Below are 23,402 nucleotides of genomic sequence, written 5' to 3'. Positions count from 1 at the left end.
TCCTCCCGCTGCATGCTGTTGTCGTGGCAAATCAATAGGGCAGGTCCGCCTGGCTTGGAAGGGCGTAAGTGGCGGTCTGGCCTCTCAGCCACTTCCCGATTGCCAGCACGCCGCCTTTGGGCATAACCTCGCGCTGACGCTGCAATGCAGCATCTCGCATCCAGGGAGGAAGAAGCATGAGCAGATCCGTCGTCGTCACCGGCTCCACCAGCGGTATCGGGCTTGCGATCGCCACCGCCTTTGCCGCCAGGGGCGACAACGTCGTCATCAACGGCTTCGGAAAGGACGACGAAATCAAGGCGATAATCGAACGCCTTGAATCATCGTCGAAAGCGAAGGCACTCTATCACCCGGCCGACATGACGAAGCCATCAGAGATTGCCGATCTGATCGAGACTGCCGGCAGGACCTTCGGAACGGTCGATGTGCTCGTCAACAATGCCGGCATCCAGCATGTCGAAAAGATCGAGGATTTCCCGATCGAGAAATGGGATCAGATCATCGCGATCAATCTGTCCAGCTCTTTTCATACGATGCGTGCCGCGATCCCGCTGATGAAGGCCAAAAAGTCCGGCCGCATCATCAACATCGCTTCGGCGCATGGTCTGGTCGCCTCGCCCTTCAAATCTGCCTATGTAGCGGCAAAACATGGTATATTGGGTCTGACGAAGACGGCAGCACTCGAGCTTGCCGAATTCGGTGTGACGGTAAACGCCATCTGCCCCGGCTACGTGCTGACCCCGCTCGTCGAAAAGCAGATCCCCGATACCGCCAAAGCGCGCGGCATGACCGAAGAGCAGGTCAAGACCGAGGTTATCCTCAAGGCACAGCCGACCCACGAATTCGTCAAGGCCGAGGAGATCGGAGCGCTCGCCCTCTACCTTGCAAGCGAGGAAGCCCGGCAGGTGACCGGCACGCATATCTCGATTGACGGGGGCTGGACAGCGGCATAACCATTTTAAGAAAAACAACCGGGAATATCATGAACGACAGCATCCGCTTCATCCTCAATGGCGAGGACGTTTCCTTGAGCAACGTCCGCCCGACAGAGACTCTTCTCGATTTTCTCCGGCTGAAGCGGCGGCTGACGGGCACCAAGGAAGGCTGCGCCGAAGGCGATTGCGGCGCCTGCACCGTGCTGGTCGGCCGGCTGATCGACGGCAAGCTCTTCTACGAATCCGTCAATGCCTGCATCCGCTTCACTGGCTCGCTGCAAGCGACCCATGTCGTGACGATCGAGCATCTGGCTGCCAGAGATGGCACGCTGCATCCGGTGCAGCAGGCCATGGTCGATTGCCACGGTTCACAATGCGGCTTCTGCACGCCCGGCTTCATCATGTCCCTTTACGGCCTCTGGCTGTCCAACGAGAAGCCTGACCGTGCCGAGATCGAAAAGGCACTGCAAGGCAATCTCTGTCGCTGCACAGGCTATGAGCCTATCGTCAAGGCCGCCGAGCAGGTGAGCCTGCAGCGACCGAGCGCCCTCTTCGATCCACTCGAAAAGACCCGTGCCGAAATCATCTCTCGCCTCTGGGCCATGCAGGCATCCGATACGATCTCGATTGTGTCAGAAGAAGGCCGCCTCATTGTGCCGCGCTCCGTTGACGCGCTTGCGCGGGTGCTTGCGGCCGAGCCGACGGCGACCATCGTTGCCGGCTCCACCGATGTCGGCCTCTGGGTGACGAAGCAGATGCGTCAGCTGAACCCCGTCGTCTTCGTCAATCACCTGACGGAGCTTCAGACGATTACCGCGGGCGAATATGGCATCGCGATCGGCGCCGGCGTCACCTACACCCGCGCGCTCGACACCATCGCCCGGAAGATCCCCGCCTTTGCCCGCCTCATCACCCGTATCGGCGGCGATCAGGTGCGCAACATGGGCACGATCGGCGGCAATATCGCCAACGGCTCGCCGATCGGCGACAGCCCGCCGCCCCTGATCGCACTCGGCGCGCAATTGACGCTGCGCTCGGCCGAAGGCGCCCGCACGATCCCGCTGGAGGATTACTTCATCGCCTATGGCAAGCAGGATCGCCAGCCAGGCGAATTCGTCGAAAGCGTCTTCGTGCCCTACCCCATGGCGGATGTTAAATTCGCCGTCTACAAGATCAGCAAGCGCCGGGACGAGGATATCACCGCCGTACTCGGCGCCTTCTATCTGGTGCTGGATGAGACGGACCGCGTTACCGACATCCGCATTGCACTCGGTGGCATGGCGGCAACGCCCAAGCGCGCCCGCAGCGTCGAGGCCGAGTTGATCGGCGAGCCTTGGACGGAAGCAACCATAGAGGCTGCACGCCCGGCCTTCGACACCGACTTCCAGCCGCTGACGGACTGGCGCGCGACTGCTGAATATCGCCAGTTGACGGCCAAGAACCTGCTGACGCGGTTTTACCTCGAAACGGTCGGTGCGCCCGCTGAACTGAAGCGGTTCGAGGAGGTGGCATGATGAGGATGACGCATATCGGCGCAAGCCGCCCCCTCATCCGCCCTTCGGGCACCTGCTCCCCGCTGGGGAGAAGAGGATGCCGGGCCGTCTCGTTTCCCCCTTCTCCCCTCGGGGAGAAGGCGCCCGAAGGGCGGATGAGGGCCCCACGCAGCACCACATTTCCTCCTGAAGGAGGCATCTAATGGACAAGTCTACCTTCGAGGATCGCAAGCTCATCAACGGCCAGATGCATGTCTCGCTTCGTCATGATTCAGCGCATAAGCATGTCACCGGAAGTGCCGATTATATCGACGATATTCCCGAACCCTCGGATCTCTTGCACGGCGCGCTCGGCATGTCCGACCGCGCCCATGCCGAGATCCTCTCGATGGACCTGTCGGAGGTCGCGGCCTATCCCGGCGTCGTCTGGGTCTTCACCGGCAAGGACATTCCGGGTGTCAACGACGTCAGCTCGAACGGTAGCCATGACGAACCACTGCTTGCCGAAACCCTGGTGCAATTCCACGGCCAGCCGATCTTTGCCGTGATTGCCGAAACCCGCGAGATCGCCCGCCGCGCCGCCCGCAAGGCGACGATCGAATATCGCGATCTGCCGCACTGGAGCGATATCGACGGCGCCATCGAGAACGGCAGCCCGCTCGTCATCACGCCGATGACGCTGAAGCGGGGCGAGCCCGAAACAGAAATGGCAAACGCCCCGCGCCGGCTGAAAGGCCGCATGCGCATCGGCGGCCAGGAACATTTCTACCTCGAAAGCCATATCGCCATGGCGATCCCAGGCGAGGACGACGAGGTCACCGTCTGGTCTTCGACCCAGCATCCAAGCGAAATCCAGCATATCGTCGGCCATGTTCTGAACATTCCATCGAATGCCGTGACTGTGAACGTGCGCCGCATGGGCGGCGGCTTCGGCGGCAAGGAAACACAGGGCAACCAGTTCGCAGCCCTTGCCGCAGTCGCCGCCAAGAAGCTGAAACGCGCCATCAAGTTCCGCCCCGACCGCGACGAGGATATGAGCGCCACCGGCAAGCGCCACGATTTTCGTGTCGACTATGAACTCGGCTTCGATGACGAGGGCCGCATTCATGCGGTCGACGCCACCTATTCGGCCCGCTGCGGTTTCTCCTCGGATCTGTCGGGCCCGGTCACCGACCGCGCGCTCTTCCATGCCGATTCCAGCTATTTCTATCCGCATGTGCACCTGGTCTCTCAGCCGCTGAAGACGCATACGGTCTCCAACACCGCCTTCCGCGGTTTCGGCGGCCCGCAGGGCATGCTCGGCGCCGAACGCTTCATCGAGGAGATCGCCTATGCCGTTGGCAAGGATCCGCTCGATATCCGCAAGCTGAATTTCTACGGTCAGCCGGGCTCGGGACGCACGACGACGCCTTATCATCAGGAAGTCGAGGATAACATCATCGCCCGTGTGGTCGAGGAGCTGGAGGACAGCGCCGACTACCGCGTCCGGCGCAATGCCATCGTCGCCTTCAATCGAGACAGCCGCTACATCCGCAAGGGCATCGCGCTGACGCCGGTCAAGTTCGGCATTTCCTTCACCATGACCGCCTTCAACCAGGCCGGCGCGCTCGTCCATATCTATCAGGACGGCTCGATCCACCTGAACCATGGCGGCACCGAGATGGGCCAGGGCCTCTATACCAAGGTGGCGCAGGTCCTGGCCGACAGCTTCCAGGTCGATATCGACAGGGTGAAGATCACGGCGACCACGACAGCCAAAGTGCCGAATACGTCGGCCACGGCCGCGTCTTCCGGCTCGGACCTGAACGGCATGGCCGCCTATGACGCGGCGCGCCAGCTCAAGGAACGACTGGTCGCCTTCGCGGCCGAGAAATGGGAGGTTCCGGTCTCGGAGATCGCCTTCCTGCCGAACCGCGTGCGGGTCGGCGAGATCGAAATCCCCTTCCCCGATTTCATCAAGCAGGCCTATTTCGCCCGCGTGCAGCTTTCCGCTGCCGGCTTCTACAAGACGCCGAAGATCCACTGGGACCGCAAGGCCGGCCGCGGCACGCCCTTCTACTATTTTGCCTATGGCGCCGCCTGCACCGAAGTCTCGATCGACACGCTGACCGGCGAGTATCTGATCGACCGCACCGATATCCTCCACGATGTCGGCCGTTCGCTGAACCCGGCAATCGACATAGGCCAGGTCGAGGGCGCCTTCGTTCAGGGCATGGGCTGGCTGACGACCGAAGAATTGTGGTGGGACGACAAGGGCCGCCTGCGCACGCACGCGCCCTCCACCTACAAGATCCCGCTCGCTTCCGACCGCCCGAAGATTTTCAATGTGCAACTCGCCGAATGGTCCGAGAATGCGGAAGCCACGATCGGCCGTTCCAAGGCCGTCGGCGAACCGCCCTTCATGCTGGCAATATCGGTCCTCGAAGCGCTCTCCATGGCCGTTGCCAGTGTCGCGAACTACCGCGTCTGTCCCCATCTCGATGCGCCCGCAACGCCCGAACGTGTGCTGATGGCTGTCGAGAGGATGAAGAGGGTGTAGCCATGACGCGGCGCGAGATCCTTTCCGGTTTTGTGCCCGGCAGCGACTTCCGCGCCTTTCTGGCCCTGCAGCCCGAAGCGATCCTCGTCGAAATCACCGATACACAGGGCTCGACGCCGCGCGAGGCCGGCACCTTCATGCTGGTCGCGGCTGGCAGCGTGTGGGGCACGATCGGCGGCGGCCACTTTGAATTCATCGCCATCGGCAATGCCCGCGAATTGCTGGCGGGCACCGGCGGCACTGACATGATGGATATTCCGCTCGGACCGGAAATCGGCCAATGCTGCGGCGGCCGCACGCAACTGCGCTTTCGGCATGTGACAGATGCGGTCAGAGGCGAATTGGAGAAGAAGCAGGAAGACGAGGCAGAACGCCTGCCCGAGGTCTACGTCTTCGGCGCCGGGCATGTCGGCCGCGCCCTTGCCACCGCACTCGCCCCGCTGCCGCTTTCGGTCACCGTCATCGAGACCCGGCAGGATGAGCTTGCCAATCTTCCAGCTCGGACAAAATGCCTGTTGGTGCCGATGCCCGAGGCATTGGTGAAAGATATTCCTGCTGGTGCGGCACTCGTCATCCTCACGCACGACCATGCGCTGGATTTCCTGATCGCTCATGAAGCGCTCGCCCGCACCGACCTTGCCTATATCGGCATGATCGGCTCGGCGACCAAACGCGCGACCTTTGCAAGCTGGCTCTCTCGCGAGGCAGGCGGCGAACGCTCCTGGCTCGATCGCCTTACTTTGCCGATCGGCGGATCGGCGGTGAAGGACAAACGCCCCGAAGTGATCGCTGCCATGACGGCAGCCGAAATCTTGACCGCACTTGCCGCCTATCGCAACCGGTCATCCTCGTAACGCGGATCGCGTCCGTCCAGGAAGCCGAGATCACGCTTGATGCGATCGGGTGTGACATCCATATCCAGCTGCGGCATCCGGCTGCCGATGCCCCGGGCCAGCCGGCGGATCGTGATGGTGAGCAATCCTTCTCTTGTGGGAGAACGCTCTTCGATATTTTGGCAATCCATGACATCACCTTGATGGTTTGATGAGATGATTGCAGTTTGCCGGGAAAAATGCTGCAATTCCAATCGAACAACCGTCTGCATCCATAAAGAGAACTTATCCATGAAGCTGTCGAAGCAGTTCCCGCTGAATGCGCTGCGCGTCTTCGAAGCCGTGGCTCGGCTCAGCAGTTTCACCAAAGCCGGCGACGAGCTCGGCATGACGCAGACGGCGGTTAGCTACCAGATCAAGCTTCTGGAGGAGAATATCGGCGAGCCGCTCTTCCTGCGCTTGCCCCGCCAGATCGAGTTGACGGAAGCAGGCAAACATCTCGCGCCCAGGGTTTCCGAAGCATTCAACATTCTGATCGAAGCCATGGCCTCGATGCGCAAGACAACAGGGGAAACGCTGACGATCCATTCGACGGCGACCTTTGCCCAGCAATGGCTCTCGCGCTACATCGGCGCGTTCCAGCTGCAATATCCTAATATTGCGGTGAGGCTGATCACATCGGGCACCATCGTCGATTTCCAGAAAGAGGCCGCCGACGTGGCGATCCGTTGGGGTCGCGGCGATTGGCCGGGCCTGATCAGTCATCGGCTGATGAGACTTGATTACTCCCCCATGCTGAGCCCCAAGCTCGCGGCCGAAATCGGTGGCATCCACGAGCCGGCAGACCTGCTGAAGCTTTTCCTGATCAGCGCCGGCGATTCCTGGTGGGCAGAATGGTTCACGGCGGCCGGCGTCAAGGATGCCGATCTCTCCCGCTATCCGAAAAGCGAATTCGGCACCCAGATCCTCGATGCCAGCATCGCCATTGCCGGCGGCGGGGTCGCCATGCTCAATCCCGGCCATTTCCAGGACGATGTCGCCGCCGGCAGGCTTTATCAGCCCTTTGAACTGACCGGCAATGACGGGCGCGACTATTGGCTCGCCTATCCTGAAAACAGGCGGAACGTGCCGAAAATCAGGAATTTCCGGAAATGGCTGCTGCAGAAATTCGATGTGGAGCAGGACTGAACATGTCACGCAAAATGGCGGGGCTTAAATCCTCTCAGTAGCCCATATCGGGCGCATAGAAACATCGCGGCGTATCTTCGTTCGGGAACAGGCAGATATGGTAGTCGCTATCGCCTGAATGCATCGCCCTGGTCATCGGCAGCAGGAAGACATGGCTTCGCGTTACCAGCCGGTGATCGCCGGGTCTCAGCGTCACGCGATAGCCATCCGGCGTGATGGCCACGGTCTTGGACGGGATCATCTGGCAATCGCCGTTTTCGGCATTTCCATTGCAACAGTAGGGGTCGTAACTCCAACCCGTAGCGGCGTCGTGGGCTGTCGCGAACGACGCATAGGCAATCATCACGCATGTCAGAATGCTGCGCATGGGCATCTTCTCCGTCGATGAATGCGCCGCCAGTGTCATGCGGTTTCCACCTCATCCCGGCGGCCTGTATTTCAAAACTGTAACCCGATCTTCACATTTCAAGGAATCGTTTGCTCCACTTTGGAGCATTAGCGGTGGATAAAATGTCGCAGAAATCCGCCATTTTTTAAGGCGTGCGAATGAGACGTCCGCTCCACAGCACAGCGTACAACCAGATTGCCACCTCAAATTGCGCGGATATAAGCACTGCGACGGAAGAGCAGTGATATGCTTTCGGCCGTTTCATGCTCGACCCCGGCAGCGGCGTGCTGCGGGATGGCCAGCCAGTTGCGCTCGGCCAGCGCGCGATTTCACGGCTCAAGGCGCTGCTTGATACCCGACGGTCGCCAGGTTGGAAAAGGCGGGCTGGCCCGGGCTGATGGTCGAGGACGGTAATCTTTCTGTACAGATCACCCATCTGCGCGAGGCACTCGGACAACAGCCGGATGGCCAGGAATGGATCATGACGCTGCCGCGCCTCGGCTACCGCCTTCTCAGGAACCGGGCTCGGCTTACCGACATCGGTGCACGGCCCCTTGCCGCGGCCGGCGCGACTGCACCGGCTTAAACCGTGAATTAGTGCTTCTTCTGCTGCTCCTCGGCAGCCGCAACGCGGTTCAGCATCGCCACCATCTTGGTCTTGATCGAGCCATAGGTGCCGAGTTCGAAATTGCAGTTGAAGCAGGTGATGATGTCGCTGTCGATCGGCTGCGGGCGCGGAAATTTCATGCGCGTGTTGCGGCACTTCGGGCAAGGGACTTCGATCTGCATGTTTCAGCGGCTCCTTATTAGCGTCGTCGGCGATGCCTTAGCACAAATGCCGCACCCGGCAAGCTCTTCCTGCAATCTCCACTGCGGCAAGAAACCCCACGTGCCCCCTTTCCTCGCGCTTGAATTTCTCGCAATCTCACGAGTCGGGAAGAAGAACAGGGGAACTGAATGTATGAATATGCAATAGCCTGGGAGTGGCTGGCCTTTGCGGCGCGCTGGTTCCATGTCATCACCGCGATCGCCTGGATCGGATCGTCCTTCTATTTCATCGCGCTCGACCTGGGGCTGGTGAAGCGGCCGCATCTGCCCGCCGGTGTTCACGGCGAGGAATGGCAAGTCCATGGCGGCGGCTTCTACCATATCCAGAAATATCTGGTGGCGCCGGCGCAGATGCCGGAACATCTGACCTGGTTCAAATATGAGAGCTATTTCACCTGGCTCTCCGGCTTCCTGATGCTCTGCATCGTCTATTATGGCGGCGCCGACCTCTTCCTGATCGACCGCCATGTGCTCGATATCAGCAGACCGGTGGCGATCCTGATCTCGCTTGCATCACTGGCCGGCGGCTGGATCATCTACGACCTGCTCTGCAAATCGCCGCTCGGCAGGAACACCTGGGGCCTGATGGCAGTCCTCTACGTCGTGCTGGTCGTCATGGGCTGGGGTTACACCCAGGTCTTCACCGGACGCGCCGCCTTCCTGCATCTCGGCGCCTTCACCGCCACCATCATGTCGGCCAATGTCTTCATGATCATCATCCCCAACCAGAAGATCGTCGTCGCCGACCTGATCGCCGGTCGCACGCCGGACGCCAAATACGGCTACATGGCCAAGCAGCGCTCTCTCCATAACAACTACCTGACGCTGCCCGTCATCTTCTTCATGCTGTCGAACCACTATCCGCTGGCTTTCGGCACCGCCTTCAACTGGGTGATCGCCGCATTGGTCTTCCTGATGGGCGTCACGATCCGCCACTGGTTCAACACCACTCATGCCCGCAAGGGACGGCCAACCTGGACCTGGATCGTCACCGTCGTGCTCTTCATCCTCATCATGTGGCTGTCGACCGTGCCCAAGCTGCTCACGGGCGAAGATGAAAACGCGTCGGTCGCTCCCGCCTTCCAGCAGTTTGCCGGCGATCCGCATTTTCCCGCCGTGAAGCAGCTTGTCTCCACACGCTGTTCCATGTGCCATGCCGCAGAGCCGGTCTATGAAGGCATCGCCCGGCCACCGAAAGGCGTCGTTCTGGAAAATGACGCGGAAATTGCCGCGCATGCGCGGGAAATCTATATACAGGCCGGCCGCAGCCATGCCATGCCGCCGGGCAACGTGACCGACATTACCCCCGACGAGCGCAAGCTGCTCGTCGCCTGGTTCGAAAGCGCAGTCGAAGGCAAACGAGAATGACCACAACACTCCTGCGCGGGCGTCTGCTCTCCTTCCGCCGCGCCCCGCTCAGCCTCGCCGATAGCGAGAGCTATATTTATGAGACGGATGGCGGCCTGCTGATCGAGGATGGCATCATCGCAGCTGTTGGCGCCTATGACGACATCAAGGCGAAGGCGCCCGAAGACGTCAGCGAAATCGATCATCGCCCGCATCTCATCATGCCGGGCCTGATCGACATGCATCTGCATTTCCCGCAGATGCAGGTCATTGCCTCCTATGCCGCAAACCTTCTGGAATGGCTGAACACCTACACCTTCCCGGAGGAATGCCGCTTCGTCGAAAGCGCCCATGCGCAGAGGATAGCCACGCATTTCTACGACGAGCTGATCCGCCATGGCACGACGACGGCGGTTGCCTATTGCTCCGTTCATAAGACATCTGCCGATGCCTATTTCGCAGAAGCTCTGCGCCGCAACATGCGCATGGTCGGCGGCAAGGTGATGATGGACCGCAACGCACCGCAGGGGCTGCTCGACACGCCTGAGATGGGCTACGACGAGACCCGGCAGGTGATTGCCGACTGGCATGGCAAGGGCCGCAACCACGTCGCCATCACGCCGCGCTTTGCGATCACCTCGACGCCCGCCCAAATGGAGGCAACGGCAGCACTCTCCCGCGAATTCCCCGACCTGCACATCCAGACGCATCTGTCGGAAAATCACGACGAGATCAAATTCACCTGCGAGCTCTATCCGGAGGCGATCGACTACACGGATATCTATGCCCGCTACGGACTGCTCGGACCGAAAAGCCTTTTCGGCCATGCCATCCATCTCTCGGAGCGGGAGGCCGACGCCATGAGCGAAGCGGGCGCGGTTGCCGTCCATTGCCCGACCTCCAACCTCTTCCTCGGTTCCGGCCTGTTCCCGCTGAAGGCGTTTGCCCGCCGCGAAAAGCCGGTCCGTATCGGCGTTGCCACCGATATCGGCGGTGGTTCCAGCTATTCCATGCTGCGGACCATGGACGAGGCCTACAAGATCCAGCAGCTTCTCGGCGAACGGCTGAACCCGCTCGACAGCTATTATTACATGACGCTCGGCAATGCCGAGGCACTTTCGCTGGCCGACAGGATCGGCACGCTGGAGCCCGGCACGGATGCCGACCTCGTCGTTCTCGATGCCGCCGCGACACCTGCCATGGCCCTGAAGATGGAGGTGGTGAAGACGCTTCCGGAAGAACTTTTCCTGTTGCAGACCATGGGCGACGACCGCTCCGTGACGGAAACCTATGTTGCCGGCGTGGCGATGAAGAGTGGGCTTTCCCAAGCTGCCCGCTGAGGTGAAAACCGGCGTGGAATCAAATACCAAAGGCCGAAAAAGCATGGTATGCGAAAGCATCTTTCAGATGTGAAGGTCCGCTTCATGGCCACGCCGCTTACCATCGCCGATCTCAAGACAATGGCTCGGCGCCGCGTGCCGAAGATGTTCTTCGACTATGCGGATTCCGGCGCCTGGACGGAATCGACCTACGCCGCGAACGAAGCCGATTTCAGGGATATCAAGCTGCGCCAGCGCGTGCTGGTCGACATGACCAACCGCACGCTCGAAACGACGATGGTCGGCCAGAACGTGTCGATGCCGGTGGCACTTGCTCCGACCGGCATGACCGGCATGCAGCATGCCGACGGTGAAATGCTGGCGGCCCGCGCCGCCGAGGAATTCGGCGTACCCTTCACGCTCTCGACCATGAGCATCTGCTCGATCGAGGATGTCGCCTCCGTCACGACGAAACCATTCTGGTTCCAGCTCTACGTCATGCGCGACAGAGGCTTCGTGGTCGATCTCATCAACCGCGCCAAGGCCGCCAAATGCTCAGCGCTGGTGCTGACCGCCGACCTGCAGATTATTGGCCAGCGCCACAAGGATCTGCGCAACGGCCTCTCGGCGCCGCCGAAATTCACGCCGAAACATATCTGGCAGATGGCGACGCGCCCCTTCTGGTGCATGGAGATGATGAAGACGAAGCGTCGCAACTTCGGCAACATCCTCGGCCACGCCAAGGGCCTCGACGACCTTCCCTCGATCACCACCTTCGCGAACGAACAATTCGACCCGCAGCTATCGTGGAAAGATGTCGCCTGGATCAAGGAACAATGGGGCGGTCCGCTGATCATCAAGGGCATTCTCGATGTCGAGGATGCGAGGCAGGCAGCCGAAACCGGAGCCGACGCCATCATCGTCTCCAATCATGGCGGTCGCCAGCTCGATGGCGCCCCCTCTACGATCAGCATGCTGCCGCGGATCGTCGATGCCGTCGGCGACCGTCTCGAAGTGCATATCGATGGTGGTATCCGCTCCGGCCAGGATGTTCTGAAGGCCGTGGCACTCGGCGCACGCGGCACCTATATCGGCCGCCCCTTCCTTTATGGCCTCGGCGCCATGGGCAAGGAGGGCGTCACGCTGGCGCTCGAGATCATTCGCAAGGAGATGGACATCACCATGGCGCTCTGCGGCAAGCGCGACATCAAGGATGTCGATTCCTCGATCATCGCAGGGCGGCAATAGAGCAATTCCAGCAAAAGTGCACAGCGGTTTTCCGCCGGGAATTGCGCAAAAACAGAGAGACAGAGCATCTTCGTGCTTCGAGGAAAAACGAAGATTCTCGAGGCTCAGCGCACGCGACCGCTCGCGAGCGCAGACGCCCATTCTGGGCGACCGTTGGCCTTTGCCAACGCCGACATAGCCATGTTGTCGTATCGGATATTGCGGAATTGTGCCGTCCATCCACTGGCCGATTTTTCCAGCACCGCATAACTCGCCAGCGCGTGGCCGGTTTCGACCTTGTGCGGATAGGGCTTGTCGTCATCATAGGCCGGGCAACCGACGCTGCCGGGATTGACGATAAGACGGCCGCCGGAAAGTGCTGCCATGCGCGGAATATGTGTGTGGCCACATAGGATCAATGGGCTTTCGATACCTTCCGCCAGCGCTTCGATCTCTGCCTGCGGCCTGAACACCACGCTGCCATCGGCAGCGGCCATATCCAGCCAGTAGAGATTATCATCCTCAGGCGTTGCGTGGCAGAGATAGACTTCATCCCGGTAGATCAGGTCGACCGGCAGCGACCGCAGCCAATCGAGATGCGCGGCGTCGAGCTGCGCATAGGCGACGGAGTCGGAGATGTGCATATCCTCCGGCCGTTGCTCGATCAGATATCTGTCGTGATTGCCGCGCACGGTCGGAATGGCGAGTGACAGCAGCCGGTCCGCCACCTTGCCAGCCTCCAGCGGACCGCTGAAGCAGTCGCCGAGATTGACGATATCGACAATGCCCAATGCTGCTATGTCGGCAAGCACCGCTTCCAGCGCCGTATGGTTTCCATGAATATCGGCGATCGCGGCAAAGCGCATGTCAGCTTCCCCGATAGGTGGAATAGCCGTAGGGCGAGATCAGCAGCGGCACATGGTAATGCGCCGAGGTATCCGCGATGCCGAACCGGATCGGCACGAGATCGAGGAAGGCCGGATGCGGCAGCGGTGTGCCGTTTGCCCTGAGATAATCGCCGGCATGGAAGAGCAGTTCGTAAGTGCCAGTTCGAAAGCTCTCGCCGATCAGGATCGGCCCGCCATCGACCCGCCCATCCGCATTGGTTTCGACGGACTTGAGATGGTGGCGAACCTCACCCTCGATATGGAAGAGATCGATCCTCAGCCCCTGCGCCGGCTTGCCGAGAGCAGTATCGAGAACATGGGTGGTCAGTCCGGTCATAGCTCTGGCTCTTTGATGATGAAGGGGATGTCGAAGAAGAATTCTTCCAGATTGTTGCCAGGCCCGTCGCGATCGACAACCAGAAAATCGGAGGGCTCGCCGAGCGCCATCAGCGGATGGTGCCAGACATTGCGCCGATAGTTCACGCCCTGATCGCCGCGGGCGAGAAAGACCCGAGGACGCCCCGGACGCCCGTCTTCATCTTCAGAGACGACGACCAGGAAAGGACGGCCCGATATCGGCGAGAAGCTCTGGCTGCCGAACGGATGCCGCTCCATCATGCCGACGTCATAGGGAAAGCCGCGTGGCTGGCCGCGAAAGAGATTGATGATGACCCGCGCGCCCGCGCCCGCGGCTTCCGGTGCCGCAAGCGCATGGAAGCGCTCGGTATTGCCGCCGTTGATATAACGCATGGTCGCGGGATCGGCTTCGATCACCTCGCCGAACGTTGCGAAGGCGGACTCTGTGAGAGGTTGTATGTCGAGATATCGGGACATTGCCTACTATTCGCCCTGCGCACGCCAGTTGCGGACAAGATCGAGCCTGTCGAGCAGATCAGGCACATCGTCCTTGGCTGTGGCCCAGACTGTCTCAAGATCAATGTCGAAATAACCATGCGCGATGCGGTTGCGTATACCGCGCATCGCCCCCCATGGAAATTCCGGGTGCTCGACAGGAAATTCGGGATGAATCTTCATCAGCTGAGCAGCTGTTTCCGACGCCATCAAGAGACTCATCCCTACAGCGCGCTGCAGGATAATATCCTCAAGAAACCGCTGCTTGCTGACATCCGCGATCATTGCATTGGCCTCGGCCGCCGCGGATCGCATCCGCTCGAGAAGATACGGGATACGACTTTCGTTCATATGGACTTCGCCTCGGAAAGTACCCGGATGCGGATCGGTTCGGGAAAGTCGCCGGGGGTCAGCAAGTGGATCGGCGTGCCAAGCATCATTTGCTCCAACGCGTCCTGCAAACCGCCAAGTGTCAGCAATGTGCTGCCCGGCAAAGCATCCACCAGAATATCCAGATCGCTATCCGGCAGATCCTCGCCGCGGGCGACGGAGCCGAAGACTCGCGGGTTTGTCGCGTTGAAGCGTTTGGTCGCTTCGCGGATCGCCTGCCTGTTCTTCTCCAGCACTTCCGACGGTCTCATCGCGGCATCACTCCTGATGCCGCGAATATAAGGGACGCGTTGGAAAGAGGAAAGAACTCAAGCCTTCACCCCATGAAGCCGAAGGCGCATCGTTCCGCCATCCGGATGCATGGCATAGCGCACATGTGTGACCGGGCCGATATCGGCAACGACGTCGCTGCCATATTCATGGATATGGTCCATCTGCAGCTTGCTGCGAGGCAGGATCGGCTTCCAGCTTTCGGAGGCAGCGATATCGGCCTCCGAAAGCGTGTCGCCGAGATCAGGCAGGTAGGCGCCAAACAGTTCGCAGGTGTCGGGGAAATTGCCCTTGTAGAAGGCGGTGTCGACGATGACGCGCTTGATCGTGCCGGGATGACCGAGGCGAATGATTGCCCAGTCATGGCCCGGGCCGCGGCGACGCTTGGTTTCCCATCCATCGCCCATGTTGAGGCCACGTCCGGGGCCGAGCAGCTTGTCGGGATGGCCGTAATGCGCATCCGACCAGGCAAGCGCCTTCGCGCCGTTGAAGATATAGGCGAGATCGACTTCCTCGCCGGCGCCGACCTTCGACCAGTCGAAATAGGCCGAACCATAGACCCGCAGGCGCGCCACGCCACCATCCGGATAGATATGCAGGCGCAGATGCGTCCAGATCTTTTGCTTGTCGGCATTTTCGAAGAAGTGGTGCGCGCTGGAGCCGAGCGGCGACTTCGTCAGGATTTCGCTCCACTGCGTCGCATCGGTCGGATCGCCGCTCTCCACGAAGGCAGCCTCGATCGAGCAATGCGGCGGGTAATTGCCGGTGAAATAGCTGGTATCGACATCGAAGCCGAAGATGCGGCCCGGCATGGCAAGCTTGACGATCGCCCAGTCATGGCCGGGAACGCGCTTGCGGCGGCTTTCCCAGCCGTCCATGTACTTGCCGTTATCGTCGTAGAGATCCGGATCGAAGCTTGCCGGCACATCCTGCAGCATGCGCTCCAGCGGCGCGAAAAATTCGTCGGTGGCAGAAAGTCCCTTGGCGCCGAGACGGGCCGAGGCGAGATTGATGGCGCCGGTGGCGAAGGCTGGCAGGCTGGTATCGGTTGTATCGGTCATTCAAGTCTCCGGAAGCATGGATGTCAGGCGAAGCAGCGCGATCTTCTCGACCTGTGCTGCCGCAGTCACGAATTCCTCGTCGCTGCTGTTGTCGATCCGCTTTTGGAAAGCGGCAAGGATGTCATCCTTGTTCAGCCCCTTCACGGCGATGATGAAGGGAAAGCCGAATTTCTGCGTATAGGCGGAATTGAGTTCGGTGAAGCGCGCATGTTCGGCGGGGCTCAAGCGGTCAAGCCCGGCGCCCGCCTGCTCCTTTTTGCTATCTTCAGTCAGCTCGCCCGATATCGCCAGCCGCCCGGCAAGATCGGGATGAGCGCGCAAGACACCGAGACGCTCCTCTCGGCTCGCGGCGCGGAATATGGCCACAAGCTCCGTATGCACGCGGTCCACTGTCAGCTTTTCGCTGACAAAACCGTCGTCATAGGCCCGTTCGGCAACGAACGGCGAATGCTCGAATACGCCGCCGAAGCGGGACACAAACTCGTTGCGCGAGATCATCAGATCGTTTCCGGCTTATGGTTCGCATGCCAGTGCTGCGCAATCTCGACGCGGCGCGGAATCCAGACCTTGTCGTGCTTCAGCACATATTCGATGAAACGTCGCAGCGAGGCTATGCGCCCCGGCCGGCCGACGAGACGGCAATGCAGGCCGACCGACATCATCTTCGGGCTGCCCTCCTTGCCCTCCTCGTAGAGCGTATCGAACGCATCCTTGAGATAGGCAAAGAACTGGTCGCCGGAATTGAAGCCCTGCGGCGTGGCAAACCGCATGTCGTTGGTATCGAGCGTATAGGGGATGATGAGGAAAGGGTTGTCGTCGATGCCCTTCACCCAATAGGGCAGATCGTCGGCATAAGAGTCCGACGAATACAGGAAACCGCCCTCCTCCTGCACCAGCCGCAGCGTGTTGTCGGAGGGCTTGCCCTGGTACATGCCATAGGGTCGCTCGCCAGTCAGCTCGGTGTGCAGCCGCACAGCCTCAAGGATGTGCTTACGCTCCAGATCTTCCGGGAAATCCTTGTATTCCAGCCAGCGATAGCCGTGGCTGGCAATCTCCCAGCCGGCTTCCTTCATGGCGGCGACCGCTTCCGGATTGCGGGCCATGGCAAGCGTCACGCCATAGACGGTTGCCTGCACCTTGAGATCGGTGAAAAGACGCCAGAGCCGCCAGAAACCGGCACGGGAGCCATATTCATAAATCGACTCCATGTTGAGATTGCGCTGGTTCGGCCAGGGCTGCGCGCCGACGATTTCCGACAGCAGGTTTTCCGAAGCCGGATCGCCGTCGAGAATAGAGCTCTCGCCGCCCTCTTCGTAGTTGATGACGAACTGCACTGCGACGCGCGCCTCGCCGGGCCACTTCGGATCGGGGGTCTTGCGCCCGTAACCGACGAGATTGCGCGGATAGGTCTCGGATACCATCAAATCACCTTCTGAAAAGACAGGTGAAACGGTAGCATCCACTGGCGGAATGTCGAGGCGTAAAAGTGCTCAGATGACCTTTGGCCCGAGGCTCGGCGCGTCAGGCGATCTTGCGCGCGCTCACCTTGCCCATCGGATGCAGCGAGTGGACCCGGAACGGCCCGCCGGCACCTTCTTCGATCATCAGCGCGACATTCGAGACCGTCACCGGCTCGACAAGCACCGGATCGAAGAGCGATCGCAGCGCCTGCTCGATGCGTGGCATGTCGACCGCGTTGACCGGACCTGTGACCGGCATATGGAAGCGGAACTCATCCATCACGTAAGGATTGCCCCAGCGATGCAGGTTCGCAAATTGCGCCGCCGAAAGACCATCCGGATCGCTGCGCTCGATATCCGCCTCGGTCAGCGGCGCCCGGAAACGATCGAATTCCTGAACGATCGCCGAAGCGACGTAGTGAACCTGATCGCAGGGCCGGATCGGTGACAGGCTGTAGAATGTGCCGAGACGCGCAACTTCCAGACGCGGAATCTGGAAAGGCGAAAGCGTCCCGCAAAACCGCATCATGTCGCGCAGGAGTTGCGATTCGGACACCTCGGAAGAGAGGTGGAAAGGAGCCTTCAACACGCCATGGAATCCGTAGCGACGCGGCACTGCCGTATGAAAGGCGATCTCATGGATACCGAGCCCGCGGATTGCCGGGGGCTCGACCATATCGCCTGAAAATACGTTGCGGCCAAGCCAACTGGCCGCCACATGCGAGAGCGGATCGCTCGCTGATGGCGTGAAGCAAATGGCATAGCGCATGCGATTTCCTCCATCGGATGAAATGAGCGCGGGATCGCGTCCCGCGCCCTTGATGCGCAAGCAGATAGGTGATTTGCATGACAGAATAACGAAGCGGAGCGGTTTCTAATTCACGTCTAACGTGAAGAGACCGCGATGTGGTTTGAAATTCCAAAGCTTTCCGGCAATAAAAATTCCGTGGGTACATCGCTTGCGATGCATATTGCCGCTTCCGCCAGCCGGTGCGCCAGGCCGAAGCTGACCTTAAAGCCACCCGTCAAGGCAATGAGGTTGCGATTCGCCGGATGCGCTCCGACCATCGGGTCGCGGTCGACCGCCTTGGGGCGCAATCCGGCCCAGCGCTCGATGACAGGCGCATCGCGCAGCGCCGGCACCATGTCTCGGGCCGCCTCGATCAGCACTTCGAGCTGCTCGTCCGTGGAAAAGGGGTCGGCGAAGCTGTTTTCGCTGGTGCTGCCGACAGCCACATGACCGCCCTCATGCGCGACGACATAAAGCCCATCCCGGAAGATCGTCGGCAAGCCGGGATCGATATCGGCGGCAAGCAGCGCAGCCTGCCCTTTCACGGCTTGTCCGAGAGGTTTTTGCAGGCCCGGCGTCAGCTTCTCCAGAAGGGGAAATGAGCGATATCCCGCGGCAAGGATGCAGCGCCCGAAGGCGATCGTCCCGGCTCCGGTCGACGCCGTTCCCCGTACCGGATCAAGGTCCAGGATGTCCATATTTTCCAGCACACGGACATGCCTCGCCTTGCGCAGAAAGGCTGCCTGGGCAGCGACAAGCGAACGAGGCGCAACGCGGGCGGCAAGCGTATCATGCACGAAACCGCTCTCGCCGGCCGCCGCAGCGATCCAGCCGTCACCCGGCGGCCGGTCCAGCACATGCCAATGGAACCGTCGTTCCCCCGCCTTCCAATGGGCCTCGGCATCTGCGGAATGGCCTGACGCAATCTTGCGCAGATGTGGCTTCGGCAGCGGAATGAGCCGACCGGAGCGCCGATAACCGGCAGAAAGACCGGTCGCCACTTCGATGGCGGCAATCTCTGCCTCGAGAGAAACAAGCGCATCGAACTGGAACTGCTTCTTTTCCGACCAGCGGTCCGGCATATGCGGCATCAGGGCGCCAAGCAGTCCGCCGCTTGCGCCGCCTCCGAGCTGGCCCGCATCGACAAGCAGTGTTTCAATGCCACGCCGCTCCGCATGGACGGCCGCCCACAGCCCCATGATGCCGCCGCCGATGATGAGGAGATCGATGGATGATTGACCCGAGGCCAGGGCCGGACTATCGGCTTTTTCCATGACAGACATTAATCCCGATCAGATCGGCGCGGGCAAGCCGCAGCCCCTCGAATGGCGCGACGGCGATATGCCCTATTCGACCGCCTTTGGCGACCATTTTTATTGCCAGACCGACGGTCGGCTGGAATGCGGCCACGTCTTCCTCTCTGGAAACGGTCTGCCTGAACGATGGAACGATCGCCCGACCTTTCTTATCGGCGAACTCGGCTTCGGCACCGGGCWGAATTTTTCCGAGACATGGCGGCAATGGAAGCTTTACCGCCAGCCCGGCCAGCACCTGCACTTCATGTCCTTCGAGCTCTATCCGATGCGCCGGGAGGAAATCGACCGGGCGCTGGCTCACTGGCCCGAAATCGATACCGAACGGCAGGCGCTGGCGGCCCTCTGGCCGGATATGCCCGAAGGCATCGTCTCGCTTGATCTCGACGACCAGACGAGACTCAGCGTCGTCTGTGGCCGCGCCCTCGACGGTGTCGCCGAAGCTGCTCCCGTCTTCGATGCCTGGTATCTCGACGGCTTCGCCCCGTCGCGCAACGGCGACATGTGGTCGGAAGAGCTGATGCGCCTCGTCTGCGAAAAGACATTTCCCGGCGGAAGCTTCGCCACCTATGCAGCCGCAGGCTTCGTGCGCCGCAATCTCGCCGCCGCAGGCTTTACTGTCGAGCGACGCAAGGGTTTTGCCGGCAAGCGGGAAATGCTCTGTGGGATCAAGCCTTAGTAGCCCGAACGGCCCGGCTGCAATTCGCCACCGCCGAGCCACTGACGGATCTTGTCTTCCAGCAGCTCCGGGCTGATCGGCTTGGACATATAGTCGTCCATGCCCGCATCGAGGCAGAGTTCCCGGTCGCTTTCCAGCGCATGCGCCGTCACACCGATCACGGGCACGCGGTGCCCCTGCCCCTGTTCCTTCTGGCGGATCATTCTGGTTGCCTGGTGACCGTTCATGACGGGCATCGAGACATCCATCATGATCAGGCGCGGCGTATGCTGCTCCCAGGCTTCGACAGCTTCCTGCCCGTTATTGACCACGAGGAAGGAAAGCCCGGTTCCCTGCAGGATCTGTGTGAAGACAATCTGGTTGACTTCGTTGTCTTCGGCCACGAGGACATCGACGAAATCGGCAGCGCGCTTCGGAGCGGGTGCAGGCGCCGGCGGCGGCGCCACCTCCACTTCCTTCTGCAGTCGCGTGATCTCCGCCTCGGAGGCCTGCTTGACACGGTTTGCACGCACGACTTCGACAACCGTGTTGCGGAGCAGATTGGCGCGCGCCGGCTTCATCAGATGCGCATGGCCGTTCAGCGCCGCAAATTCTTTCTCCGTCCCCGATATATCCATCGACGTCAGGAAGATGATCGGCAATTCTCCGAAGCGGCTGTCGGCCCGCAGGCGACGGGCGACTTCGGCGCCGTTCATGTCGGGCATATGGTAGTCGAGCACGACGGCATCTACCTTGATGCCGAGATCGGCGGCGGCTTCCAGAATGGCAAAAGCCGTCGCACCACCTTCTGCGGCAACGCCGTCGAAGCCCCAGAGGCTCAACTGTTCGGTCAGGATACGGCGATTGACCTCGTTATCGTCGACGACAAGGACGCGCGCACCCTGCACGTTGATCGGCAGCGGCTTCGGCTCGACGCGAGCAGCGGCAATGGCGAAAGGCAGCTTGACGGTGAAGATCGAGCCCTTGCCCCATTCGCTTTCGACATCGATGTAACCGCCGAAGAGATCGACGAGACCGGCAGTGATTGCCAAGCCCAGGCCCGTGCCTTCATGCCGACGGGTTGACGAGGCGTCGACCTGCGAGAATTTGTCGAAGACCGAGTCCACCTTCTCGGGCGGAATGCCAATGCCGGTATCCTCGATGCGGATGCTGACCATGATCTCGCCGCCGGCGGATGGCTCGGAGCCGATATCGACGAAGACATGGCCGCGCTCGGTGAATTTCACCGCATTGCCGACGAGGTTCGTAACGATCTGGCGGAAGCGCCCGGCATCGCCGATAACGGCTGCAGGCAGATCGGGGGCCGCACGCACCAGAAGCTCGATATCCTTCTCGGCAGCGGGCGAGGAAAGCAGTGTCGCCACATCCTCGACAGCCTCGATCACATCGAAGGCCGCCTTGCGCAGCTTCATCTGCCCCGCATCGATCTTCGAGAAATCGAGGATGTCGTTGATGATCGTCAGCAGCGCGTTGCCCGACTTGACGATGATGTCGACGAAGGTCTTCTGGCGCGTATCGAGATTGGTTTTGGCCAGCAGTTCCGCCATGCCGAGCACACCGTTCATCGGCGTGCGGATCTCGTGGCTCATATTGGCGAGGAATTCCGACTTGGCGCGATCGGCGGCCTCGGCGCGCGACAGAAGCTCCGTCAGCTCCTCCTCGCGCTGCTTCATCTCGGTGACGTCGGTGAAGAGCGCCACCCAGTGCTGCCGTTCGCTGATGGTGGCGTCCATGTTCACCCAGCGCTCGCCGCCGACATGGAAAACGGTGGAGATCGGCTGGCGCGCTGCGATATTGGCGCGCCACTCCTCCAGCGTTTCGACCGCCTTGTCGTGGAAATCGCCGCGATTGGCGCAGAACTGGAAGAGATCGATCCATTCCCGGCCAACGTCCGTCAGTTCGGCCGGAATGTGCAGCACGTCGGCCAGCCCGTCATTGGAAAGCTTGATCACGCCGTCCTGGACGATCGCCAGCCCCTGCGGCATCGCATGCGTCGCATCGCGCATCATCTCGCCGAGGTTTTCGAGTGCCTCGCGCGCCTCATGGATTTCCTGTTCGCGCACCCGCACGGCGGAAATGTCGGAATAGGTCAGCAGGATGCGATTGCTGGAAATGCGCCTGGAGTCGAAGATGACCGACTTGCCGGCAGCCCAGTCGAGCTGGATCGGCTCCGGGTTTGTAGCCTCGAAAAGCCCCTTGCGGAACGTATAGATATCTTCCGGCGCCTGCGTGTCGCCGTAGCGGCCGAGCTCGTGATTGCGCTTGATGACATCGATGAACGGCCGCCCATCGAAACGGTCGTCGAGCGGCAGTTCCCAGATACTGTAGAACTCGTCATTGACGTAGAGAATCGTGTGATCGTTATCGAGGATCAGCACGCCGACCGGCAGCGAGCGCAGGATGCTCTCGATTTCCTGATGCAGCACTTCTTCCTGTTCGCGCGCCTCGATCAATTCCTTCTCGCGCGCTTTCAGCGGAGTGATGTCGGAGAAGGAACCGACGACATAGCGCTTGCCATCAGGTGTGACGACGCGGTTGACGCGGGAGATGACCTGGAAGATTTCCCCGTCGGTATTCGGCAGATTGCTCTCGACCTCGGTCAGAACGCCGTTTCTCAGCGCCCGCAGGTTCTCCCGGTAAATCGCCTCGCCTGCCTCCTGCCCGAACATGTCGTGTTCGGTCATGCCGAGCGCTCTGGAGCGGGCGTGGCCGGTAAAGGTCTCGTAATATTGGTTGGCGTAGACCAGCCGGTGATCCTCGTCGCGCACGAAAGCGGCGACCGGAAGATCCTCCATGATGGTACGCAGCAGGTCGCGCTCCCGCACGCTTTCATGCCAGGCAGTCTCGCTGGCCGGCGCAGGCGTGCTGCCATCTGGCGCAGGCGAACTGCCAGCTGGCGCAGGTTTGCTGCCATTGCGATAGGCGGCATTGACGATCAGCGGACGGCCATCCTCCGCAAAGATGCCGATCGGATGATCGAGATTTTCGAGCGTCTCGCGGATTCGGCCGAGATCGGTGGCAATCGTATCGGCAACTTCAGGAATGGCGCGGTGGGGTTCGCGCGGTTCGAAGATACCGAGCACATAGGCCCGGTCCTGCGAGGGCGAAAAGCTCTCTATCAGCACCCGCTCATGGCTAAGACCGGCAGCGTCGAAGGAGATGGCACTCTCTTCCGTGCCGAAAACCAGCGCACGACGCTCGCGGTCCTCGCGCTCCTCTTCTTCGGGGCGCTCGAAGAGCTCGCGGCTGCGCTGCCCGATGAAATCGGAGATTTCGCGGCCGAAGAAGCGGGCATAGGCCTCGTTGACGGCGACATAGCGGAGTTCGCTGTTTTTGACATAGGCCGGGGTATCCAGATCAGCGATCCGGCGGCAGGCCAGCTCCAAGAGTTCCCCGGTAGAAATCAAAAAGTCTTCACTCCCGCAATGAATGAAATATCCCTTAGAACAACTATAAGGCCAAGGCCTTTAACAAGCTGTTAACCATAAAATTCCACAGGCAATAATTCCAAGCCGGCTCATGAAGTTGATGAATCAGAGTGACAACAAAGGCTTGCACGAAGCTGAAATGGTCAGAAGATCACGGGGAAAACGCCGACAGCCC

General features: G+C 60.7%; 25 protein-coding genes and 1 pseudogene. 11 read left to right on the top strand and 15 right to left on the bottom strand.

Going from position 1 to position 23,402, the window contains the following annotated elements:
• Positions 1–31: 31 nt before the first annotated feature.
• Positions 32–178, bottom strand: coding sequence for a hypothetical protein (locus AC1DUP_RS01340; RefSeq protein WP_162747107.1), 147 nt, complete (start codon positions 176–178; stop codon positions 32–34).
• Here AC1DUP_RS01340 and AC1DUP_RS01335 point away from each other — a divergent pair.
• The 5 genes and pseudogenes from AC1DUP_RS01335 (at position 177) to xdhC (ending at position 5,821) form a co-directional block, all read left to right on the top strand.
• A complete protein-coding gene (locus AC1DUP_RS01335; RefSeq protein ID WP_477831894.1) occupies positions 177–953 on the top strand; it encodes a 3-hydroxybutyrate dehydrogenase in 777 nt (258 codons plus the stop codon). The two genes, AC1DUP_RS01340 and AC1DUP_RS01335, sit on opposite strands and share 2 nt — an antisense overlap.
• A gap of 29 nt (positions 954–982) precedes the next feature.
• On the top strand, positions 983–2,449 hold the full coding sequence (xdhA, locus tag AC1DUP_RS01330) for a xanthine dehydrogenase small subunit (protein ID WP_477831893.1): 1,467 nt from the start codon (positions 983–985) through the stop codon (positions 2,447–2,449).
• A gap of 52 nt (positions 2,450–2,501) precedes the next feature.
• Positions 2,502–2,591, top strand: a pseudogene (locus tag AC1DUP_RS01325) (endonuclease domain-containing protein); the annotation flags it as partial.
• Between the two features lie 39 nt (positions 2,592–2,630).
• Positions 2,631–4,967 (top strand): xanthine dehydrogenase molybdopterin binding subunit, encoded by a 2,337-nt coding sequence (gene xdhB, locus AC1DUP_RS01320; protein WP_477831892.1) that lies wholly within the window; start codon positions 2,631–2,633, stop codon positions 4,965–4,967.
• Between the two features lie 2 nt (positions 4,968–4,969).
• The gene (xdhC, locus tag AC1DUP_RS01315) at positions 4,970–5,821 is read left to right on the top strand and encodes a xanthine dehydrogenase accessory protein XdhC (RefSeq protein WP_477831891.1); all 852 of its coding nucleotides are present in this window, start codon (positions 4,970–4,972) and stop codon (positions 5,819–5,821) included.
• Here xdhC and AC1DUP_RS01310 read toward each other — a convergent pair.
• Positions 5,797–5,991, bottom strand: coding sequence for a hypothetical protein (locus AC1DUP_RS01310; RefSeq protein WP_477832131.1), 195 nt, complete (start codon positions 5,989–5,991; stop codon positions 5,797–5,799). The genes xdhC and AC1DUP_RS01310 overlap by 25 nt on opposite strands.
• Before the next feature lie 100 nt (positions 5,992–6,091).
• Between AC1DUP_RS01310 and AC1DUP_RS01305 the strand changes: the two genes are divergently transcribed.
• Positions 6,092–6,988 (top strand): LysR substrate-binding domain-containing protein, encoded by an 897-nt coding sequence (locus AC1DUP_RS01305; protein ID WP_477831890.1) that lies wholly within the window; start codon positions 6,092–6,094, stop codon positions 6,986–6,988.
• A gap of 34 nt (positions 6,989–7,022) precedes the next feature.
• Here the strand turns inward: AC1DUP_RS01305 and AC1DUP_RS01300 are convergent, their stop codons facing one another.
• Positions 7,023–7,355, bottom strand: coding sequence for a hypothetical protein (locus tag AC1DUP_RS01300; RefSeq protein ID WP_113297641.1), 333 nt, complete (start codon positions 7,353–7,355; stop codon positions 7,023–7,025).
• Positions 7,356–7,773: 418 nt separating this feature from the next.
• Here AC1DUP_RS01300 and AC1DUP_RS01295 point away from each other — a divergent pair, with 418 nt between their 5' ends.
• The gene (locus AC1DUP_RS01295; RefSeq protein ID WP_113509415.1) at positions 7,774–7,962 is read left to right on the top strand and encodes a helix-turn-helix domain-containing protein; all 189 of its coding nucleotides are present in this window, start codon (positions 7,774–7,776) and stop codon (positions 7,960–7,962) included.
• An 8-nt stretch (positions 7,963–7,970) separates the two neighbouring features.
• On the opposite strand, the gene AC1DUP_RS01290 is transcribed toward AC1DUP_RS01295, so the two are convergent.
• On the bottom strand, positions 7,971–8,165 hold the full coding sequence (locus AC1DUP_RS01290; protein WP_113297469.1) for a hypothetical protein: 195 nt from the start codon (positions 8,163–8,165) through the stop codon (positions 7,971–7,973).
• Positions 8,166–8,333: 168 nt separating this feature from the next.
• On the opposite strand from AC1DUP_RS01290, the gene puuD reads away from it, so the two are divergent.
• From puuD to AC1DUP_RS01275, 3 genes are all read left to right on the top strand, one after another.
• Positions 8,334–9,572: a urate hydroxylase PuuD gene (gene puuD / locus AC1DUP_RS01285; RefSeq protein ID WP_477831889.1), complete on the top strand. Its 1,239-nt coding sequence runs from the start codon at positions 8,334–8,336 to the stop codon at positions 9,570–9,572.
• Positions 9,569–10,891 carry a guanine deaminase gene (guaD, locus tag AC1DUP_RS01280; RefSeq protein ID WP_477831888.1) on the top strand — a complete coding sequence of 441 codons (1,323 nt, stop codon included), beginning with the start codon at positions 9,569–9,571 and terminating at the stop codon, positions 10,889–10,891. The genes puuD and guaD overlap by 4 nt, the downstream gene beginning before the upstream one ends.
• 84 nt (positions 10,892–10,975) lie before the next feature.
• Positions 10,976–12,118 carry an alpha-hydroxy acid oxidase gene (locus AC1DUP_RS01275; protein ID WP_477831887.1) on the top strand — a complete coding sequence of 381 codons (1,143 nt, stop codon included), beginning with the start codon at positions 10,976–10,978 and terminating at the stop codon, positions 12,116–12,118.
• Between the two features lie 104 nt (positions 12,119–12,222).
• Here the strand turns inward: AC1DUP_RS01275 and AC1DUP_RS01270 are convergent, their stop codons facing one another.
• The 10 genes from AC1DUP_RS01270 to AC1DUP_RS01225 form a co-directional block, all read right to left on the bottom strand.
• Complete coding sequence (locus tag AC1DUP_RS01270; protein ID WP_477831886.1) at positions 12,223–12,963, bottom strand: metallophosphoesterase family protein; 741 nt, start codon at positions 12,961–12,963, stop codon at positions 12,223–12,225.
• A 1-nt stretch (position 12,964) separates the two neighbouring features.
• Positions 12,965–13,321, bottom strand: coding sequence for a hydroxyisourate hydrolase (uraH, locus tag AC1DUP_RS01265; RefSeq protein ID WP_113297465.1), 357 nt, complete (start codon positions 13,319–13,321; stop codon positions 12,965–12,967).
• Positions 13,318–13,818 carry an ureidoglycolate lyase gene (locus tag AC1DUP_RS01260; protein WP_477831885.1) on the bottom strand — a complete coding sequence of 167 codons (501 nt, stop codon included), beginning with the start codon at positions 13,816–13,818 and terminating at the stop codon, positions 13,318–13,320. Before AC1DUP_RS01260 ends, uraH begins: the two co-directional genes overlap by 4 nt.
• 6 nt (positions 13,819–13,824) lie before the next feature.
• Entirely contained in the window at positions 13,825–14,187 is a 363-nt protein-coding gene (locus AC1DUP_RS01255; RefSeq protein ID WP_477831884.1) for a HepT-like ribonuclease domain-containing protein, read from the bottom strand.
• A complete protein-coding gene (locus tag AC1DUP_RS01250; protein WP_477831883.1) occupies positions 14,184–14,477 on the bottom strand; it encodes a nucleotidyltransferase family protein in 294 nt (97 codons plus the stop codon). Before AC1DUP_RS01250 ends, AC1DUP_RS01255 begins: the two co-directional genes overlap by 4 nt.
• A gap of 57 nt (positions 14,478–14,534) precedes the next feature.
• Complete coding sequence (alc, locus tag AC1DUP_RS01245; protein WP_477831882.1) at positions 14,535–15,557, bottom strand: allantoicase; 1,023 nt, start codon at positions 15,555–15,557, stop codon at positions 14,535–14,537.
• Positions 15,558–16,055 carry a 2-oxo-4-hydroxy-4-carboxy-5-ureidoimidazoline decarboxylase gene (uraD, locus tag AC1DUP_RS01240; RefSeq protein WP_477831881.1) on the bottom strand — a complete coding sequence of 166 codons (498 nt, stop codon included), beginning with the start codon at positions 16,053–16,055 and terminating at the stop codon, positions 15,558–15,560. It abuts the gene before it with no gap.
• Complete coding sequence (gene puuE, locus AC1DUP_RS01235) at positions 16,055–16,978, bottom strand: allantoinase PuuE (protein WP_113509409.1); 924 nt, start codon at positions 16,976–16,978, stop codon at positions 16,055–16,057. The genes uraD and puuE overlap by 1 nt, the downstream gene beginning before the upstream one ends.
• Before the next feature lie 100 nt (positions 16,979–17,078).
• On the bottom strand, positions 17,079–17,786 hold the full coding sequence (locus AC1DUP_RS01230; RefSeq protein WP_113308738.1) for a DUF1045 domain-containing protein: 708 nt from the start codon (positions 17,784–17,786) through the stop codon (positions 17,079–17,081).
• Between the two features lie 116 nt (positions 17,787–17,902).
• The gene (locus tag AC1DUP_RS01225) at positions 17,903–19,081 is read right to left on the bottom strand and encodes an NAD(P)/FAD-dependent oxidoreductase (RefSeq protein ID WP_477831880.1); all 1,179 of its coding nucleotides are present in this window, start codon (positions 19,079–19,081) and stop codon (positions 17,903–17,905) included.
• Between AC1DUP_RS01225 and mnmC2 the strand changes: the two genes are divergently transcribed.
• Complete coding sequence (gene mnmC2 / locus AC1DUP_RS01220) at positions 19,080–19,799, top strand: tRNA (5-methylaminomethyl-2-thiouridine)(34)-methyltransferase MnmC2 (protein ID WP_477831879.1); 720 nt, start codon at positions 19,080–19,082, stop codon at positions 19,797–19,799. The two genes, AC1DUP_RS01225 and mnmC2, sit on opposite strands and share 2 nt — an antisense overlap.
• Here the strand turns inward: mnmC2 and AC1DUP_RS01215 are convergent.
• Complete coding sequence (locus AC1DUP_RS01215) at positions 19,796–23,206, bottom strand: response regulator (protein ID WP_477831878.1); 3,411 nt, start codon at positions 23,204–23,206, stop codon at positions 19,796–19,798. The two genes, mnmC2 and AC1DUP_RS01215, sit on opposite strands and share 4 nt — an antisense overlap.
• Positions 23,207–23,402 lie beyond the last annotated feature (196 nt).

Source organism: Rhizobium sp. 01L419 (assembly GCF_056400025.1).
The sequence above is the reverse complement of the archived record's forward strand: the minus strand, read 5'-3'. Positions and strand labels throughout refer to the sequence as shown.